Source organism: Streptococcus sp. 5004 (assembly GCF_013276755.1).
Lineage (GTDB): Bacteria > Bacillota > Bacilli > Lactobacillales > Streptococcaceae > Streptococcus.
Map to the genome: position 1 here is coordinate 25,517 of NZ_VMLP01000027.1, position 18,621 is coordinate 44,137.

The window sequence follows — 18,621 nt, forward strand, 5'->3', positions numbered from 1 at the left end:
TTAGAACTCCAAATTGATTCCTGGTAAGTCTAATGCAATTTCAGTTACTTCGTAAGTCAAACGGTTAAGCATGTTCAAACTTGGACGAGCCAAAGTTTCCACTTCTTCTTGGCTCAATTCACTTGGTTCATTGACAATACGGCCATCGATATGGTTTACTTGTGAAATAGTTCCACTAATGACAAACTTATCAAATACAATCATAAATGTCAAGATAACAATCAAGGAAGTCACTTGATTTTCTTGATCATGTTGGAGCAATTGGAAGTTCACATCCACCTTAGTTTCAGGAGCTCCATTTTCATTTTCCCATTCAAAATTACGCGCATCAAAATGATACTGACTAACAAATTCTTGTTCACGTTTAAGATTCATGTCTTTCTCCCTCGGCTACAATATTATAAGCTATTGTACCATAATTTTTTATTTTCATCTAGTTTTCTAGGATTTAGTCAATCCCGATTTCAGCTCGCACTACGTCAGCGATGGTATCAACATAGTAGTCCACTTCTTCTGTTGTAGGCGCTTCTGCCATAACACGCAAGAGGGGCTCTGTTCCACTTGGGCGAACAAGGATACGTCCATTCCCCGCCATTTCAGCTTCCATCTTCTCGATGATAACCTTGATAGCTGGCACTTCCATAGCCTTTTCCTTCATGGCATTTTCCACTCGGATATTAACTAATTTTTGTGGGTAAATGGTTACTTCTCCTGCCAACTCTGACAAGCTCTTACCAGTTTCCTTCATGATTTTAGTCAATTGGACAGCGGATAATTGACCATCACCTGTTGTATTGTAATCCATCAAGATCACGTGGCCAGACTGTTCACCACCGAGGTTGTAGCCTGATTTTCTCATTTCTTCAACAACGTAGCGGTCGCCAACTGCAGTTACTACCTTGTTAATACCTTCGCGGTCCAAGGCCTTGTGGAAGCCAAGGTTGGACATAACAGTTGTCACGATTGTATTTTGAGCCAATTGTCCTTTTTCAGAAAGGTATTTCCCGATGATGTACATAATCTTATCACCATCGACGATGTCCCCATTCTCATCGACAGCAATCAAACGGTCACTGTCTCCGTCAAAGGCCAAACCAATAGCTGATCCGCTTTCTTTGACCACTTCTTGAAGGGCTTCTGGGTGAGTTGAACCAACATTAAGATTGATGTTAAGACCGTCTGGTGTTTCCCCGATAACCGTCAATTGGGCACCAAGGTCTGCAAAGATTTGACGGGCACTTGTAGAAGCTGCACCGTTTGCTGTGTCCAAGGCAACCTTCATTCCTTCAAGAGGAGTTCCAGTTGAAACAAGGTAGCCTTCATACTTACGCAAGCCTTCTGGATAATCTACCAAGGTTCCTAAGCCTTCTGCACTTGGACGTGGCAGAGTGTCTTCTGCAGCATCTAGCAAGGCTTCAATTTCTGCTTCCTTTTCATCATCTAGTTTGAAGCCATCACCGCCAAAGAACTTGATTCCGTTATCAAGGGCTGGGTTGTGGCTAGCAGAAATCATGACACCCGCACTAGCTCCCTCAGTTTTTACCAAGTAAGCTACTGCTGGTGTTGCCAGAACACCTAGTTTGTATACGTGAATACCAACTGAAAGGAGACCTGCTACTAGGGCAGATTCTAGCATTTCCCCTGAAATACGTGTGTCACGTCCTACAAAGACTTTCGGTGCTTCCGTTTCATGTTGACTGAGAACATAGCCTCCAAAACGTCCTAGTTTAAAGGCTAATTCCGGAGTAAGTTCTACGTTAGCTTCTCCACGGACTCCATCAGTCCCAAAATATTTACCCATTTTATAAAATCCTTTTCCTATTTTTAATTCGTTTTTGAACTAGTTGCTTTCGTTGACGAAGATGTCTCCGATGAACTGCTTGTTGTTGAATTTGATGTGCTTGAACTTGGTGCTACTGGTTTTGTAGTCACCTTCATTATTGTATCAAAGGGAGTGATAACTGCTGGTAAGACAACACCATTGCGGTCGATTGCCTGCAAAGGTACTGAACCACTGTAATTACCTGTAATCCGTTCACTAGTTGGCAAGACAGCGATAATCTTATCAATTCTATCCAATGTCTCTTGGTCACTCGTAATCGACACTTCTTCATCTGACAGCGTGACATTTTCAATCTGTACCCGACTATCAATTTGACTAGGGTCAATCTCTGGTACAACCTTTACCTTATTCTTCTGAGCCTTCTTACCAATCTTGACTGTAATTTTTTGCGGAGTCGCCACAGCGGTCAGCCCATTGGGTAAATCTTCAATGCTCAAAGGAACTTCAATCGTTCCAACACTGGCATCTGTTAGGTCAGCAGTAACCTTGAATTTACGTGTGCTTTCTTGCATTTCACTAGCTAGCGATAGGCGATTTGCACCAGTCAAGACCACTGATACTTCTGAAGCAAAACCGCTAATAAAATACTCATCACTATTATAGCGTATGTCAATAGGGACATTTGTTACTGTATTCGTATAGGTTTCCGTTTTTACCTGCCTAGCACTGGTACTGTTTTGAAAATTCGTCGCCGTAGCATAGACAAATAAGACACAAGCAAAAAAGAGTGAGGATATGATATATAAACTATTTTTTCTCATGTTTCCATCCTCCTAGCAATCGTTCTTTAAAACTAAGACCTGCTTCCTCTTTTGGAAGTAAGATTTCACGTAATTCTGTTTCAAATTCATCAAGTGTTAGGTTGTGCTTAAAGCTTCCATTATAGGTTATCGAAATTCCTCCCGTTTCCTCTGATACGACAAAAGTCAAGGCATCTGAGACTTCTGATAAACCAATAGCCGCCCGATGTCTGGTTCCAAATTCCTTGGAAATTCCTGTACTTTCTGTCAAGGGCAGATAGGCAGACGTCACAGCGATACGTTCTTCTCTGATAATCACCGCACCATCATGTAGGGGAGTGTTGGGAATAAAAATGTTAATGAGAAGTTCTGCAGAAATCTTAGCATCTAAGGGAATTCCTGTCGAAATATACTCCTGCAAGGTACGTACACGCTGAATAGCAACCAAGGCCCCGATTTTACGAGGACTCATGTATTCAACAGACTTAACAAAGGCACGAATCATCTGTTCCTCAGCACTAATAGGGGCATTGGAAAAGAAATCTGTCGCTCTTCCCAAACGTTCCAAACCAGTCCGAATCTCTGGAGAGAAGATAACAACCGCCGCAATAACCCCATAAGTAATAATTTGATTGATCAACCAAGAAATCGTAGTCAAGCCAATCATATTTGCAAGGATTTGAGCTAAAATAAACACCAAAACTCCACGTACCAAAATCATAATCTTGGTTCCTGCAATAGCTTTTGTAAAATGATATAAAATATAAGCAACAATCAAAATATCAATCAGATTGATAGCTATCGTCCATGGACTTGCAAACAAACTGGTCCAATATTGCAGATTGGATAATTGTTGAAAATTCATCCCTGATATCCTCCCTATCAAAACACTTTCGTCCTATTATACCATTTTCTGGCATTTTTTTCCCTATCCTAGTCCATTTTACATTGAGCAAAAATATGATACAATAAACTGACTAGAAAAAACAAAGGAGAAACCATGTCTCAACTCTATGATATTACCATTGTAGGTGGTGGTCCTGTCGGGCTTTTTGCAGCCTTTTATGCCCACCTACGCCAAGCCAAGGTTCAAATCATCGACTCTCTTCCCCAACTGGGTGGACAACCTGCTATTCTCTACCCTGAAAAGGAAATCCTAGACGTCCCAGGCTTCCCAAATCTGACTGGAGAAGAGTTGACTAACCGCTTGATTGAACAGCTAAACAGCTTCGATACCCCTATTCATCTTAATGAAACGGTTCTTGAGATTGAAAAACAAGAAGAAGGATTTACCATCACGACTTCTAAAGGAAGTCACCTGACTAAAACAGTTATCATCGCTATGGGTGGCGGTGCCTTCAAACCACGTCCTTTGGAACTAGAAGGCGTTGAGGGCTATGAAAATATCCATTACCACGTTTCCAACATCCAGCAATACGCTGGTAAGAAAGTGACGATTCTTGGTGGGGGAGACTCAGCAGTGGATTGGGCTTTGGCTTTTGAAAAAATTGCACCAACCACCCTTGTTCACCGCAGAGATAATTTCCGTGCCTTGGAACACAGTGTTCAAGCCCTGCAAGAATCATCTGTATCCATCAAGACACCATTCGTTCCTAGCCAACTCCTTGGAGATGGAAAAGCACTCGATAAACTTGAAATCACAAAAGTCAAATCTGATGAAACCGAAACGATTGACCTAGACCACCTCTTTGTCAACTATGGTTTCAAATCTTCGGTCGGTAATCTTAAAAACTGGGGGCTCGACCTCAACCGCCACAAGATTATCGTCAACAGCAAACAAGAATCTAGCCAAGCAGGTATCTATGCTATCGGTGACTGCTGCTACTATGACGGAAAAATTGACTTGATTGCGACAGGTCTCGGAGAAGCTCCAACTGCTGTCAATAATGCTATCAACTACATCGACCCTGAGCAAAAAGTACAACCAAAACACTCTACTAGTTTATAAAAAAGAACCACGAGTCACATAGGATTCGTGGTTTTAAAATGAACTACACCTCAAAAGTTAGACAGAAATACATCTAACTTCTGATATGCAGCCCACCTTCTCTTTGCTCTTGTTTGAATAAGAAATTTTTTGAAGAATCATTAGATTATACAAAGTATTCATATCAGCCTTTTAAAGCTATATAAAAACTCTCCAACTATTCTATTATACCATATAAAAAAATAAATAAATAGACTTGTTTTTTTCTTTTTTTGACGTATACTAATAATAGAAAGCGCTTTAAATAAAATAAAAGGAGGTTTTATGAGGAAAGTAAATAAGGACATTTTATTCTTAACTGGAATCATAGTTTTATGTTTTGGTTTTTTATTATTTCACATCAACCCCTATTATGCCGAACCCTATGCGACACTGAAAGAAAGAATAAATTTATTCTTTTGGCAACTATATTGGAGACCTGTAGGAACTCTCAGTATTATTTCGGGTTGCATTATAACTTTCAAAGGATTGAAAAAATAATCTTTTACTCATGAAGAAAGGAAATTTGTTATGATTAAACTGAAACTATTGTTTTTCTCTCTACTATCAAGTCTATTATTCTTAGTCACAACATCTACGGTTTTTGCTGATGTCTATCCTGGTACAAATTATGAAATTGTATCTAATCGTATTGTAAAAGATATCAACACAGGAGAGTTATTGTCATTTTATACGACTGAACTTAGAGACGCCTATTTAGAGTCTAAATCTACGTATCAGACTCGTTCTAATGCAACTGGTGTTGCAGACTATAGAACTAAATACTCTCACTCTTACAAGAAAAGCACCACATCAGGTCCTGTAAGTTCAACTGCCTATGGTGGAAAAGCTGGAGCTACTCTGACTGTAGGTGCAGGTGTTAGCTTTTCTGCTCCGGAGTCTGGAGCTGGACTTAGTTTAAATCACTCAGTCTCCCATAACGTACCACCCTACACTTATGGTTATATTAGACTAAAAGCATCTTACACAGTAAACGTTCGTAAACTAGAAGTTAGATACTTAGGCACCAACAAATGGGTTCCAGCTGGTGAAACCTCTACTATATCGAATGTTAGCGTTTGGAGCGAACTGGTCACTTGGAAATAACTCATTAGAGACTGGGTAAAAACTCAATTTCAGGAGAAAATGAAATAAATTTTCTCACAATAAAACGCATAGTATTACGGTTCAAGTCAACACCGGATATTATGCGTTTTTGATTTTAAAGAGCCAAATTTCTTAACTTAATGACATTGCTTTTTGCCCAACCTCTTTTTATTTCAAAAAAGAACCTCGCAAAACAAGAGCCTGGTTTTATAGTTCATCAGCTAATTTATTTATTTTTCTGAGTCTGTGGTTGACACCACTTTTGGTCAGAGGGGTGCTGAGGCTATCTGCCAACTGTTGGATAGAGTAGTCTGGGTGCTGAATCCGCAACTGCGCTACTTCCTGCAAATCCACTGGCAGATTTTCTAAGCCTATAATATCTTTGATTTTGCTGATATTGTTGATAGTCTTCATGCTGGCAGAAACTGTCCGAGCAATATTAGCTGTCTCGGCATTATTGGCTCGATTAAGATCGTTACGAGTTTCCCGCAAAATCTTAACCCGCTCAAAATCATCACGCGCCTTCATGGCTCCGATTACTATAAGAAAGTCCATAATATCTTCGGCACGCTGGAGATAGGTCACAGCTCCCTTCTTGCGTTCAAGCACCTTGGCATCCAGTAAAAACTGCTGGAGAAGGGAGGCAATCCCTTGCGCGTGGTCCAGATAAACAGAACTGATTTCCAACTGATACTTGCCTGACTCAGGGTCACGAATGCTTCCATTTGCCAAGAAAGCACCACAGAGATAGGCACGACCTGCTTCCTCATCCGATAAAATCGCCTCATCAATACCTGTTTCCAGACCAAAGAAGGAGTCTGCCAAGTGCAAATCACTTAACAAATCCTGCACCTTTTCATCTGTAAAAACGGTATAGACCCGATTCTTGCGGAGATTGCTTCTTTGGTGGTGACGTATTTCCGATTTGATTTCATAGAAATGGAGAAAGGACTCATAGAGGTGACGAGCCAGTTTGGCATTTTCTGTCACGACGGACAAGGTCAGGCCCGAGGTCGAGAGACCGATGCTACCAGACATCTTGATAATGGCAGATAATTCATGCCGGCTTAGATGGTGCTGACCTAGGATTTCTTCTTTTACTGCTACTGTGAAACTCATTTTCTCACCTGTATAATCCGCATCAACTCATCCACTATCAAATTCCCATCGTGGAAGGCACCACCATTTTCCAGACGGAGGAAGTTGGATGAAATCACGCGCGGAACTTGCTTACAAAGACTTGCAAAATCATGTTCCACCTGCACCAAGTATTCATCAAACCGGTTGGAATTCATGTATTCCTGAGGCACTTTTTCGATATTTACCAAGACAGTATCGATAAAAGGGCGACCAAGATGACGATGCAAGACCTCCACATGATCACTATCTGTAAAGTGTTCTGTCTCCCCACGTTGGGTCATGATATTGCAGACATAGGCGATTTCTGCCTTAGTTTCCAAAAGCGCCTGCCCAATTTCCTTAATGACAATATTGGGCAAAATAGAGGTAAAGAGAGAGCCAGGCCCTAGGACAATCATGTCACTTTCAAGAATGGTCTGCACTACTCGACGACTGGCCAGAGGCGTATCATCGTTGAGGGTATTGGTCACATAGACATGGTCAATCATGCCTGGATGGTCTGCAATATGACTCTCTCCAGCCACTTCTGTCCCATCCTGAAAGACTGCATGCAGGGTCAAAGGATGGTCACTGGAAGGATAAATTTTCCCTGTTGTATGGAAAAATTTGCTCAATAACTGCATGGCATTATAGGTCGAACCCTGCATTTCTGACAGGCCAGCGATAATGAGATTTCCCAATGGGTGGCCAGCAAAGGCTCCCGCATCCTCAGAAAAGCGGTACTGAAAGACCTTCTCATAAAACTTAGGCATATCCGACATGGCCACAAGGACATTACGAAGATCACCTGGCGGTGTCAATTGCTGCATATTTTTTCGGAGTTCACCTGATGAACCACCGTCATCCGCTACCGTTACGATAGCAGCGATTTCCACATCTTTTTCACGCAGACTTTTAAGAATGACGGGGATCCCAGTCCCTCCACCAATCACCGTTATCTTTGGTTTTCTCATGAACGGTTTACCGTTTCCTTTCTTCGGTCTTTGTCACGATGCCCTTCATTGACAGGCCAATTCTTGGATAAGTCCTGCGCCAAGTGTTTGGCAAAGGCCACACTACGGTGTTGTCCCCCTGTACAACCCATGGCAATGGTCAAAACGGACTTACCTTCCTTTTGGTAACTTGGCAAAATCGGCTCAATCAAGGCCAACAAATGTTGATAGAAGTCTTCTGACTCAGGATGATTCATGACATAGTCATAAACTGGTTCATCTACACCCGTTTGGTTTCTCAGTTCTGGAAGATAATATGGATTTGGCAAAAAGCGCACATCAAAGACTAAATCTGCATCAATCGGGATTCCATATTTAAAGCCAAAAGACATGACTTCGATACGGAAAGACTGGGCTTGTTCTTGATCTGAAAACTGCTCTGCAAGGGTTTTACGCAGTTCACGAGGAGTAAGTTCAGTTGTATCCACCACATTTTGGCTCATATTTTTCAAAGGTGCCAAGAGTTCACGTTCCAGCTTAATTCCATCTAAAATACGACCGTCTGCTGCTAATGGATGACTTCGTCTGGTTTCCTTGTAGCGCGCGACCAATTCCTTATCTGCTGCGTCCAAGAAGAGGATTTTAAAGTCCAGTTCTTCCTTGTTTTCCAACTCATCCAAAACAGTTTGAATTTCTGAAAAGAAAGAACGGCTGCGCATATCCACCACCAAGGCCAACTTATGGTCGTCTTCCTTTGTTTCCACCAACTGCAAAAACTTAGGCAAGAGAGCTGGTGGCATATTATCAATGGTAAAATAACCTAGATCCTCGAAGGACTGAATGGCTACAGTTTTTCCCGCACCACTCATCCCTGTCACAATCACCAAGTGAAGTTGTTTCTTTGTCATCTTTTTCTCCTTATATCAAAAGAAGTTTGGCAACACCAAACTTCAACTAGTTTATCCAATCTCTGCGATGACTTCAATTTCGACTTTTACATCACGAGGAAGACGAGCTACCTCTACTGCTGAACGAGCTGGAAATTCCTCTTTAAAGGCCGTTTGGTAAACCTCGTTAAAAGGAACAAAGTCGTTCATATCGCTCAAGAAACAAGTTGTTTTGACAACATGGTCAAAGTCAGTTCCTGCCTCTGCCAAAATAGCACCGATGTTTTTCAAGACTTGTTCTGTCTGTTCTTGGATAGTCTCTCCTACGATTTCCCCAGTTTCAGGAGATAGGGGAACTTGACCGCTAGCAAACAGAAGATTGCCAACGATTTTTCCTTGAACATATGGTCCGATAGCCTTTGGAGCTTTGTCTGTATGAATTGTTTTTGCCATTTCTTTACCTCATAATTTTTCTAAAATTGCATCCCAAGCCTCATCCATCCCTGCCTTGCTGACAGATGAAAAGAGGATAAAGTCGTCACTTGGGTCAAAGTTTAATTTCTTTTTGATTGCTGATTCGTGCTTGTTCCATTTACCACGTGGAATCTTGTCTGCCTTGGTCGCCACAATGATGACTGGAATCTCATAATACTTAAGAAATTCGTACATCTGTACATCATCTGCTGATGGGTCATGACGGAGGTCAACTAGACTAACAACTGCACGAAGATTTTCCCGAGTCGTTAGGTACTCCTCAATCATGCGCCCCCACTTTTCACGTTCCTTTTTAGAAACACGGGCATAGCCATAACCAGGCACATCCACAAAGCGCATCTTGTCGTCAATGTTAAAAAAGTTGAGAAGCTGGGTTTTCCCAGGTTTCCCTGACGTACGAGCCAGATTCTTACGATTCAGCATAGTATTGATAAAGCTAGACTTGCCAACATTTGAACGCCCTGCTAGGGCAATCTCTGGTAGTTCATCCTGCGGATAGTGGGACTTGTTAGCCGCACTGAGCAAGATTTCAGCATTATGTGTATTAAGTTCCATAGTCACCTCTAGGCTGTTTCTAGGATTGGTTTATCCGTTCCATCGACAGCTTCTTTTGTGATGCGGACCAATTTCACATTTTCCTGACTCGGTACTTCAAACATGACATCTAGCATGGTTTCTTCAATAATCGAGCGAAGACCACGCGCCCCTGTCTTGCGTTCGATAGCCTTATTGGCAATTTCCTGAAGGGCTTCATCGTCAAATTCCAACTCGACATCATCATAAGAAAGCAAGGTTTGGTACTGTTTGACCAAGGCATTTCTTGGCTCTTTCAAGATACGAACCAAATCATCTACTGTCAACTGTTCAAGAGCAGCAAAGACTGGCAAGCGTCCAATCAACTCAGGGATAATACCAAATTTTTGAATATCTTCTGCGATGATTTCTTGCATGTATGAGCTGTTTTCATCAATCGCCTTGTTATTTTGACCAAATCCGATGACTTTTTCTCCAAGACGTTGTTTGACGATTTCTTCAATGCCATCAAAGGCACCACCCACGATGAAGAGGATATTTTTGGTATCCACTTGAATCATCTCTTGTTGTGGATGTTTGCGTCCACCTTGAGGCGGAACGCTAGCAACAGTTCCCTCAATAATCTTGAGAAGGGCTTGTTGCACCCCTTCACCAGAAACATCACGTGTGATAGACACGTTCTCACTCTTCTTGGCAATCTTGTCAATTTCATCCACGTAGATAATCCCACGCTCTGCACGTTCAATATTAAAGTCAGCAGCCTGCAGGAGTTTGAGGAGGATATTTTCCACGTCCTCACCCACATAACCAGCCTCCGTCAGAGCTGTCGCATCTGCAATCGCAAAAGGTACATTCAAACTCTTAGCCAAGGTCTGAGCAAGGAAAGTTTTCCCCGAACCAGTTGGGCCAATCATCAAGATATTTGACTTCTGCAAATCCACATCTTCCGACTCTTCACGCGTATCGTGGAAATTGATACGTTTGTAGTGGTTGTAAACTGCCACTGCCAAGGCACGTTTGGCACGATCTTGACCAATTACATAGTGGTTCAAGATATGGAGGAGTTCGATTGGTTTTGGAACTTCAGACAAGTCTGCCAAGACTTCTTCCGCCAACTCCTCACGAATGATTTCCTGGGCTAACTCCACACATTCATTACAGATAAAGGCGTTGTTACCTGCGATTATTTTTTGTACTTCTTCTTGGCTTTTGCCACAAAATGAGCAATAAACCATCATATCATTATTCCTATTTGTAGGCATGATTTCCTTCCGTTCTATTCTATACTGTCATTCTATCTAAAATAAGGTCATGTAAAAAGCATGGATACTATTGACCAAATTGGTAAAGGCATTTAACCAGAGCAGGACAGAAAGTCCATAGCGCTTTTTACGAAAAGCCTGTGCTCCAGCAAGCAAGCAGACCAAACACAGCATGGCTGTAAAAAAACCAAATATACTACGTTCCATTAGACTTCCTTTCTCTTGCGGTATTGGATGGTAAAATCATAAGGATTCTTCTCATCTTTGGTATAGGATTTGCTTGAAACTGTCTCAAAAAGAGACAAGTCAAACTCCTCAGGGAAATAGGTATCTCCCTCCACCCGAGCATGAATTTGAGTCACAATCACTTCGTCAAGGTAGGGCTCAAAAGCCTGATAAATCTGCTTCCCACCGATAATATAGAGATTCTTTTCTTGAGCCTGATACCAGTCGAGAACAGACTGGATATCATAAAAAGTAGTAACCCCATCTATCTTTTCTTCCGAGTTACGTGTCAAAATCAAGGTCTCCCGTTTTGGAAGCAAGCGACGCCCCATCCCATCAAAGGTCACGCGCCCCATCAAGATAGCATGATTCAGAGTTGTTTCTTTGAAGTGTTGCAGTTCTGCTGGTAAATACCAAGGCAGACGATTGTCCTTACCAATCACACCCTCTTCATCCTGGGCCCAAATAGCTACAATTTTCTTAGTCATGCTTCCATCCTTTTCACTGATAGTACTATTTTATCAAAAAACTCAAAAAAAGACTGGTTTGGAATAGCTTGCAGAATAGAAAAAAATCCGTAAGAAATTTCCTACAGATTTATCTATGTTTCCTTGTTTCTTACAAACCAGGTGCTTGTCCAAGTTCTGCGGCAAGCATCCAAACTGTTTTCTCAAGTTCAGCCTTAGCACCAACAAAAATATCGTTTGTAACATCATCGCCTTCTTCGTCAGTCACATCCAACGCTTTTTGGAAAAGAGTGATGAGGTAGCGATAAATATCTAGAACACGTTCCAAGCTTTCTTCAACATTACGGTATTCACCAGCTTCTTCTTCGATTTCACTGTTTTGAAGGAACTCTGTCAAAGTAGAGAATGGGCTTCCACCAAGTGTGATCAAGCGTTCGCTGATTTCATCTAAATGACCATCAAGAGCATCCATGTACTCATCCATTTTTGGATGCCATACCATAAAACCGCGTCCACGCATGTACCAGTGCACTTGATGAAGAGCAATATGCGCTACATACAAATCTGCAACAGCTTGATTCAAAACTTCCTTTGTTTTTGCCAATGCTACTGGCGCTGCTTTTGTTAATGTTGCGACATCTTTTGCTGCTTCTTTTTTCAATTCTACCATTTTATTTTACCTCGTTCATTATTTTTTGTAACCACTTCTTAATGATTACTACCTTAGTATACTACTAAGGAAAGACAATAGCAAGCCAAATGACCCACATGAGAAAAGTTGCAATAGACTGATAATTTAAGAATTCTTTAGAATAAAACACAGTCCCCTTACACATCTCTTAACTGCGACAAAATAAAGAAAAAGAGGATGCAATTTTCTTGCACACTCCTTTTTCAAACTTATATCTTAATACCAAACGCTGACGTCCACACGACCACGAATTCCTTTCATGTATTCAGAAGAGGTATACTGCCAACCTTTTTCTCCTGAATAATGAGGATTTTCCCATTCTAAAGCATTGGTATAGGCCGCTACCCAGTTTACATGTTTTAAAATATCTGGGTGTTTTAAACGCGTCTGTAATAAACTACGATAGCTATAGACATACACATTTTGATAGCCCGCCTGCTTCATCGTCTCCATGTACTTGTTGATAATCTTAACCCAAGTACCTGTATCACTCGGAGCACGCTTACTTTTATTCACATACTCCCAGTTCTCAACATCATAGTAGATAGGGTAAGACAAGTTCATATTGTATTTCTTCAGAAGTTCAATGGTCTGTTCAGCGTCATTCTCAGCATCGGTCTCATTTTCAGCATAGGTATAGAGATAGACACCATAAGGAATTCCCAGACGGTTTAACTCCTTAATGTTATGCGCCAATTCCTTGTCTTCTTTACCGCTATAACCTAGACGAACAATGACACCATCCACCTCGTTCTCATCAATAACCTTTTTCCAATCATTGATACGACCATTGTGCTCACTAATATCAATAACTTTCTTAGCATGTTCGGTTCCCACTTGCTCTTCTCTATTATTAAAGAAATAGCGTTTACCATCTCTGTGAACCCAGCCGACATTCAAATCTTTCTTTTCTTTGAGCTCACCAGAAGCCGCAAAGATATAGCGAGCACCATCCATAATCACTTCATCAGTCGCCATGGCACCACTTCCAGTCAAATAGTAGTTGCCTTGCCACTCATTCCGCGCCATATAGCCCCACTTCTTGAAATAGTACCATTTGCCGCCCACTTTTTGCCACTCTTGGTTGGCATAAGTTCCATCGGATTTTAGATAAAAATAAGCAGAATAAGCCGGATCATAAAGCCATTCATTTTGCATCATGGCACCTTGACCATTCAAGAAATAACTTCCTTGCCATTGGCTTTTAGCCATGTAACCCCACTTCTTGAAGTAATACCACTTATTTCCAATCAATTGCCATTCTTGATGAGCATAAGCCCCATCTGACTTAAGATAAAACCAACTCTTGTAATTACTGTCATAGATCCACTCGTTTTGGGCCATATAGCCACCTGATTTCAGGTAGTAATTTCCATGCCATTCATTCTGCGTGTAACGACCATCTGAATTAATATAAAACCAAGCCTTGTAGTAGTTGTCAAAAATCCATTCACTTTGAGCTTTAGAACCATCAGCCTTTACATAATAATCCCCATCCCAGTGGGCAGAGACACTGTTTCTCTGTTCATTGCTACTAGTTGATGAAGTCCCTGTTGATAGACTAGATTTTTCTGAAACTGTGCTTCCACTTGTTTCATCTGCCGCAATTCCTGAAACTCTTGCGCCAAGTAAGCAGAGACTTGCTAGCCCTATACATACAATTTTTGTTTTCAATCTTTCCTCTCCTATAAAAAATGGAACAGGCACCTGAATGCTGTTCCACCTAGCTTTTGCTACTGATTATTTTACAAAGTCAAGCAAAGCCAAGAAGCTTTCAGCTTCAAGTGACGCACCACCTACAAGGGCACCGTCAACGTCTGGACAAGCCATGTATGAAGTAACGTTCTCAGGTTTAACAGAACCACCGTATTGAACACGAACTTTGTCCGCAACTTCTTGACCGAAGTCAGCAGCTACAACGTCACGAACAACTTTACACATTTTTTGTGCATCGTCTTGTGAAGCTGATTTACCAGTACCGATAGCCCAGATTGGCTCATAAGCGATAACTGATGCAGCAACTTGTTCAGCAGTCAATCCAGCCAATGCAGCAGATACTTGAGCACCTACGAATTCAGCAGCTTTACCAGCTTCGTAAGTTTCAAGTGACTCACCACAACAGATGATTGGAAGCATACCGTTTGCAAAGATTGCTTTTGCTTTTTTGTTGATATCTTCGTCAGTTTCATGGAAGTAGTCACGGCGTTCTGAGTGACCGATAACAACGTAGTCAGTACCGATTTCTTTCAAAACTTGTGGGCTAGTTTCACCAGTGAAGGCACCTGCATTTTCAAAGTAGCAGTTTTGAGCAGCAACTTTAAGGTTTGAACCTTTTGCAGCAGCAAGAACAGTTGTCAAATCAACTGCAGGAGCTGCGATACCTGCTTCAACAAGATCTGATGAAGGAAGTTTTGATGCAACAGCTTCAACGAATGCTTTAGCTTCTTCTGGATTTTTGTTCATTTTCCAGTTACCAGCGATAAATGGTTTACGTGACATTTCACATACCTCTTTTTTCAATTTATTTTCTACTTATTTTATCACAATTAGACACAGCTTGCAAATCTTACTCGGATTTCAAGCCTGCTTCCAACGATTAATCCTTCCAGAGATCCATGGCATTTCTAAAATCCACAGATACCTGTGTCAACTGAGGATTGCTGGCTTCTCTTTCTGCCCGCTTAGCCTCAATTTGAGCCACACTTTTGATACCTTCATGGCGCCAGTTTCTCAAAATCGCCTGAATGTACTTCCAGTTTGCTTTTCCATTTAAAACAGCTTCACGAAGAGCCTCCTTAATCAAGTCAGCACTGGTTCCATCTTCCTTTAGTGTCTTGGTCAAATCTTCAATCTCAAAAGGTGTCAACAAGCGTCCCAATTCCTGCTGGAAGGTTTCCACCAAATCCTTGAGCTGATTCTGAGGTGTCAACTGGTCTGAACTTGAATCAGCGACTCCAAGCAAGTCGTCCAAGCGTTCCAAAGCCAAACTAGCATCAAAAAGCAATTCGATTTCACCATTTAATTCGATAGTACGATACTGGAGAAGTCCCCTCTCCGTCAGATTAGAGATAGACTGGTTGACATCCGAAATTTCCTTGCCAATCCTTTCAGCAATCTGGCTTGGCGACATTTCTTCCAAGCCTGTCGTATTTTGCAAATAGAAAAATTGCCAGACCAGAAAATCGTCGCTAGAAGGAAAGAGTTCCTTAAAATGCAAGAGCAGGGCACTCGGTAAAACCAAGTTCCCTGATTTAAAAGCGTCTAAATATGTCATAATTCCTCTTATAAATACCCAAATGCGGATGCATCATCTTCTATCTTTCTCCAGTCAAAAGGCGTCTCCTGATAGACCGCATAATTCACCCAGTTACTGAAAAAGAGGGCTGCTGATGAAGACCAACAAAGACAAGGTGTCTGGTTGACATCATCATCCTTAAAGTAATTTTCTGGAATATGAGGATCCAAACCTGCATCACGATCTCGGAAATACTCTTTTGCCAAGGTATCACGATCATACTCCAAATGCCCAAAACTATAAATTTCTCGTAAGTCACGACTGGCCAAAATAGAAACCCCAACCTGCGGCCCTTCTGATAAAATCTCGAGATTTGTCTTATTTAAGACTTCTTCCTTAGAGATCTCCGTGTGCCGTGAATGAGGAGATACATAGCTATCGTCAAAACCTCTAAAGAGAAGGTGACCCTCTTTTAGGGTGTCCTGAGGATAAATACCTGATAGCTTACTGTCCATCTGGTATTTTTCCACTCCATAACGCAGATAAAGACCAGCCTGAGCACCCCAACAGATATGAAGGGTCGAATAGACATGGGTCTTAGACCACTCAAGCACCTGGCTAAATTCTTCCCAATAATCCACTTCCTCAAATGGTAAATGCTCAACTGGAGCACCCGTGATAATCATCCCATCAAAATACTCATCCTTGACTTCAGGAAAAGTTTTATAAAAGGTCTCCATGTGCTCTGAACGAGTTGTTTTAGAACGATGGCTCTCCATATAGAGAAAATCAATATCCAGTTGTAGAGGTGTATTGGCCAAATGGCGTAACAACTGGGTTTCTGTGACCATTTTCTGTGGCATGAGATTTAAAATTAAAATCTTCAACGGGCGAATATCTTGGTGGGCAGCACGTTGATCATCCATGACAAAGATATTCTCTGTCCGTAAAATCTCAACAGCTGGTAATTTTTTATCAATTCGAATCGGCATAACCCTCTCCTAACTGTATTCTTTCAGGAATCATTGCATATGTTTGAAGCCAAATCTCAAACATCTAGTCCTTTTATTATACTGCAAGAAGATATAGTTTTCAATTATACTTTTTCTCTAACTAGCTATAGTCTATTTTTATATCCTAATGTAGAGAAAACAGCCCTAGGGACTGTTTTTCATTAATAATGCATCAAAACTTTGTAATCATAGTCACCGATTTTTTCACGGCCGTTCAATTCATCCAATTCAACAAGGAAGGCACAGCCTGCTACAACACCACCAAGTTTTTCAATCATCTCGATGGTTGCCTTAACAGTTCCACCTGTTGCTAAGAGGTCATCTACGATAAGAACACGTTGACCTGGCTTAATGGCGTCCGCATGCATAGTCAAGGTATCAACACCGTACTCTTTTTCATAGTCAGCAGAAATGACTTCGCGTGGCAATTTACCTGGCTTACGAACAGGCGCGAAACCAATTCCCAACTCAAAGGCAACTGGACAGCCCACGATAAAACCACGAGCCTCAGGTCCCACGATCATGTCAATTTTCTTGTCAGTAGCATACTGAACGATTTCACGAACAGCGTAGCTATAAGCATTTCCATCAGCCATCAAAGGACTGATATCACGGAAGGTAATCCCTTCCTTTGGATAATTTTCAATTGTTGCAATGTAATCTTTTAAATTCATCTTTTTCTTTCTTTCAAAGTTTTTTACTCTCTATTATAGCATATTTTTTAAGAAAGAAAAAAGGAAAAGTTAACTTCAATGATTATCTAACGATTTGACGATTTATGACTAGCCATAGCAATAAAGCCCAAGTTCTTTTTATTCTTATTAAACATTTTATACATCGTTAAAAACTGCTTTCTATTCTCCTTTTTACAAGCATTTACACAAATTTTCAAAGTTCCTAGCCAACCTTCGTCATAAACCATACCTGATAATTTCATTAATGTCATTTCACCAGTCAATACTTTCACATCACGATAACCTGATTCTATCATCACCTCTTCCCAACCATCTTGAGTTAAAGGACCTACATTACATGAATTGCTTGTGACAGTTCCTGTCTGACAGACTCTTTAGCTTCCTTAAGAAGCACATCATGTGTCAAGAGAAGACCTTCAGGTTTTAAAACCCTTAGATATTCCATTACACATTTTTTCTTAGCTTGATCGGCTTGCATAGTCAGCATAGCTTCATTTATAACAATATCAAAACTAGCATCTTCATAAGGAAGTTTCATTGCATTAGCTCTTTCAAAACTGATTAAGTGAGCAACACCTGCTGTTTCAGCAGATTTTTTAGCCACTTCTAAAGCTTGAGCATCCATATCAACAGCAGTTATCTTACAACCAAAACGCTGTGCCAACTCAATTGCTGTAGTTCCCCTATTACACGCAACCTCTAGTATTCTCTTTTCTTTTGAAAATCCTCCTTCCGCAATTAACCAATCTGTGGCACATTTTCCACCTGGGCGTAAGCGTTTTTTTCCCAGTTTTGCTAAAAACTTATGACCTGCTTCTGACATCTGAACACCTCTGTATTTTTCTTCATTATAACATAAAATGATATTATCTGACAATTCTAATCTATTATTTGATAAACTAGAATCAAAAGCATACAAATCACCATGACTATAGCATAAATTTATTATTACTTCTCTAGTTCGAATTCAACTCCTCCCATCATTTACACATTCAGGTTACGACTATTTTTGTACTTTGGAATCGCTCTCATCTTCATCCACTCTACGAACCTCCACCTTTCTGTTCGTAGAGCCACGATTTCGCTATCCCTTCCTCTGCTGATTCTTATTTCCAGCGTCAGACTGAGAATCGCTAACAGGTTCACCGGTAGCAGGTGCCCACGGAGGACTTACACCTCAGATGCACGACATGCCCGTCGTACCGCAAAAAGCTGATGAATCATCGATTCATCAGCTTTAAGGATAATCTGTTCATTCCAAACAAATCATATCAATTAAAAAGATTAGTCTTCTTTCTTCTTGCGAGTCACAAGTCCAAATCCACTCAATACTCCAAGAAGTCCAAGCACTGCGAGGCTAGCGTTAGC

20 protein-coding genes and 1 pseudogene are annotated in these 18,621 nt (G+C 41.0%); 2 read left to right on the plus strand and 19 right to left on the minus strand.

What is annotated here, in order from left to right; all coding sequences use genetic code 11:
* From HT685_RS08825 to cdaA, 4 genes are all read right to left on the minus strand, one after another.
* Positions 1-375 carry a DUF1149 family protein gene (locus HT685_RS08825; protein WP_001050088.1) on the minus strand — a complete coding sequence of 125 codons (375 nt, stop codon included), beginning with the start codon at positions 373-375 and terminating at the stop codon, positions 1-3.
* 73 nt (positions 376-448) lie between these two features.
* A complete protein-coding gene (gene glmM / locus HT685_RS08830) occupies positions 449-1,801 on the minus strand; it encodes a phosphoglucosamine mutase (RefSeq protein ID WP_173226790.1) in 1,353 nt (450 codons plus the stop codon).
* Positions 1,802-1,824: 23 nt separating this feature from the next.
* Positions 1,825-2,604, minus strand: a complete 780-nt coding sequence (locus tag HT685_RS08835; RefSeq protein WP_084358166.1) for a CdaR family protein — start codon at positions 2,602-2,604, stop codon at positions 1,825-1,827.
* Positions 2,591-3,448: a diadenylate cyclase CdaA gene (gene cdaA, locus HT685_RS08840; protein WP_050089436.1), complete on the minus strand. Its 858-nt coding sequence runs from the start codon at positions 3,446-3,448 to the stop codon at positions 2,591-2,593. Before cdaA ends, HT685_RS08835 begins: the two co-directional genes overlap by 14 nt.
* Positions 3,449-3,583: 135 nt before the next feature.
* On the opposite strand from cdaA, the gene HT685_RS08845 reads away from it, so the two are divergent.
* Together HT685_RS08845 and HT685_RS08850 are read left to right on the plus strand one after the other, a co-directional pair.
* Positions 3,584-4,552 carry an NAD(P)/FAD-dependent oxidoreductase gene (locus tag HT685_RS08845; RefSeq protein ID WP_173226792.1) on the plus strand — a complete coding sequence of 323 codons (969 nt, stop codon included), beginning with the start codon at positions 3,584-3,586 and terminating at the stop codon, positions 4,550-4,552.
* Between the two features lie 549 nt (positions 4,553-5,101).
* On the plus strand, positions 5,102-5,677 hold the full coding sequence (locus tag HT685_RS08850) for a hypothetical protein (RefSeq protein ID WP_000593540.1): 576 nt from the start codon (positions 5,102-5,104) through the stop codon (positions 5,675-5,677).
* Positions 5,678-5,884: 207 nt separating this feature from the next.
* On the opposite strand, the gene whiA is transcribed toward HT685_RS08850, so the two are convergent.
* The 15 genes and pseudogenes from whiA to HT685_RS08925 form a co-directional block, all read right to left on the minus strand.
* Positions 5,885-6,796: a DNA-binding protein WhiA gene (whiA, locus tag HT685_RS08855; RefSeq protein WP_172929044.1), complete on the minus strand. Its 912-nt coding sequence runs from the start codon at positions 6,794-6,796 to the stop codon at positions 5,885-5,887.
* Positions 6,793-7,770 (minus strand): YvcK family protein, encoded by a 978-nt coding sequence (locus HT685_RS08860; RefSeq protein WP_172929042.1) that lies wholly within the window; start codon positions 7,768-7,770, stop codon positions 6,793-6,795. Before HT685_RS08860 ends, whiA begins: the two co-directional genes overlap by 4 nt.
* Positions 7,767-8,657 (minus strand): RNase adapter RapZ, encoded by an 891-nt coding sequence (gene rapZ / locus HT685_RS08865; RefSeq protein WP_173226794.1) that lies wholly within the window; start codon positions 8,655-8,657, stop codon positions 7,767-7,769. Before rapZ ends, HT685_RS08860 begins: the two co-directional genes overlap by 4 nt.
* Positions 8,658-8,708: 51 nt before the next feature.
* Complete coding sequence (locus HT685_RS08870; RefSeq protein WP_001140420.1) at positions 8,709-9,089, minus strand: RidA family protein; 381 nt, start codon at positions 9,087-9,089, stop codon at positions 8,709-8,711.
* A 9-nt stretch (positions 9,090-9,098) separates the two neighbouring features.
* Positions 9,099-9,686 carry a ribosome biogenesis GTP-binding protein YihA/YsxC gene (gene yihA, locus HT685_RS08875; protein WP_000422605.1) on the minus strand — a complete coding sequence of 196 codons (588 nt, stop codon included), beginning with the start codon at positions 9,684-9,686 and terminating at the stop codon, positions 9,099-9,101.
* An 8-nt stretch (positions 9,687-9,694) separates the two neighbouring features.
* Positions 9,695-10,927 carry an ATP-dependent Clp protease ATP-binding subunit ClpX gene (clpX, locus tag HT685_RS08880; protein ID WP_012972566.1) on the minus strand — a complete coding sequence of 411 codons (1,233 nt, stop codon included), beginning with the start codon at positions 10,925-10,927 and terminating at the stop codon, positions 9,695-9,697.
* A gap of 36 nt (positions 10,928-10,963) precedes the next feature.
* Positions 10,964-11,134, minus strand: coding sequence for a hypothetical protein (locus HT685_RS08885; RefSeq protein WP_000442260.1), 171 nt, complete (start codon positions 11,132-11,134; stop codon positions 10,964-10,966).
* Positions 11,134-11,640 carry a dihydrofolate reductase gene (locus tag HT685_RS08890; RefSeq protein WP_173226798.1) on the minus strand — a complete coding sequence of 169 codons (507 nt, stop codon included), beginning with the start codon at positions 11,638-11,640 and terminating at the stop codon, positions 11,134-11,136. Before HT685_RS08890 ends, HT685_RS08885 begins: the two co-directional genes overlap by 1 nt.
* 130 nt (positions 11,641-11,770) lie before the next feature.
* Complete coding sequence (locus HT685_RS08895) at positions 11,771-12,289, minus strand: Dps family protein (RefSeq protein WP_050107673.1); 519 nt, start codon at positions 12,287-12,289, stop codon at positions 11,771-11,773.
* Between the two features lie 237 nt (positions 12,290-12,526).
* Entirely contained in the window at positions 12,527-14,017 is a 1,491-nt protein-coding gene (gene lytC, locus HT685_RS08900) for a choline binding-anchored murein hydrolase LytC (RefSeq protein WP_138702053.1), read from the minus strand.
* Positions 14,018-14,050: 33 nt separating this feature from the next.
* Positions 14,051-14,809 (minus strand): triose-phosphate isomerase, encoded by a 759-nt coding sequence (gene tpiA, locus HT685_RS08905; RefSeq protein ID WP_138702052.1) that lies wholly within the window; start codon positions 14,807-14,809, stop codon positions 14,051-14,053.
* 97 nt (positions 14,810-14,906) lie between these two features.
* On the minus strand, positions 14,907-15,584 hold the full coding sequence (locus HT685_RS08910; RefSeq protein ID WP_173226800.1) for a DnaD domain-containing protein: 678 nt from the start codon (positions 15,582-15,584) through the stop codon (positions 14,907-14,909).
* An 8-nt stretch (positions 15,585-15,592) separates the two neighbouring features.
* Positions 15,593-16,537: a homoserine O-succinyltransferase gene (metA, locus tag HT685_RS08915; protein WP_049544343.1), complete on the minus strand. Its 945-nt coding sequence runs from the start codon at positions 16,535-16,537 to the stop codon at positions 15,593-15,595.
* A 182-nt stretch (positions 16,538-16,719) separates the two neighbouring features.
* Complete coding sequence (locus tag HT685_RS08920; protein ID WP_001049318.1) at positions 16,720-17,232, minus strand: adenine phosphoribosyltransferase; 513 nt, start codon at positions 17,230-17,232, stop codon at positions 16,720-16,722.
* A gap of 86 nt (positions 17,233-17,318) precedes the next feature.
* A pseudogene (locus HT685_RS08925) lies at positions 17,319-18,076 on the minus strand (class I SAM-dependent methyltransferase).
* Between the last annotated feature and the right edge of the window lie 545 nt (positions 18,077-18,621).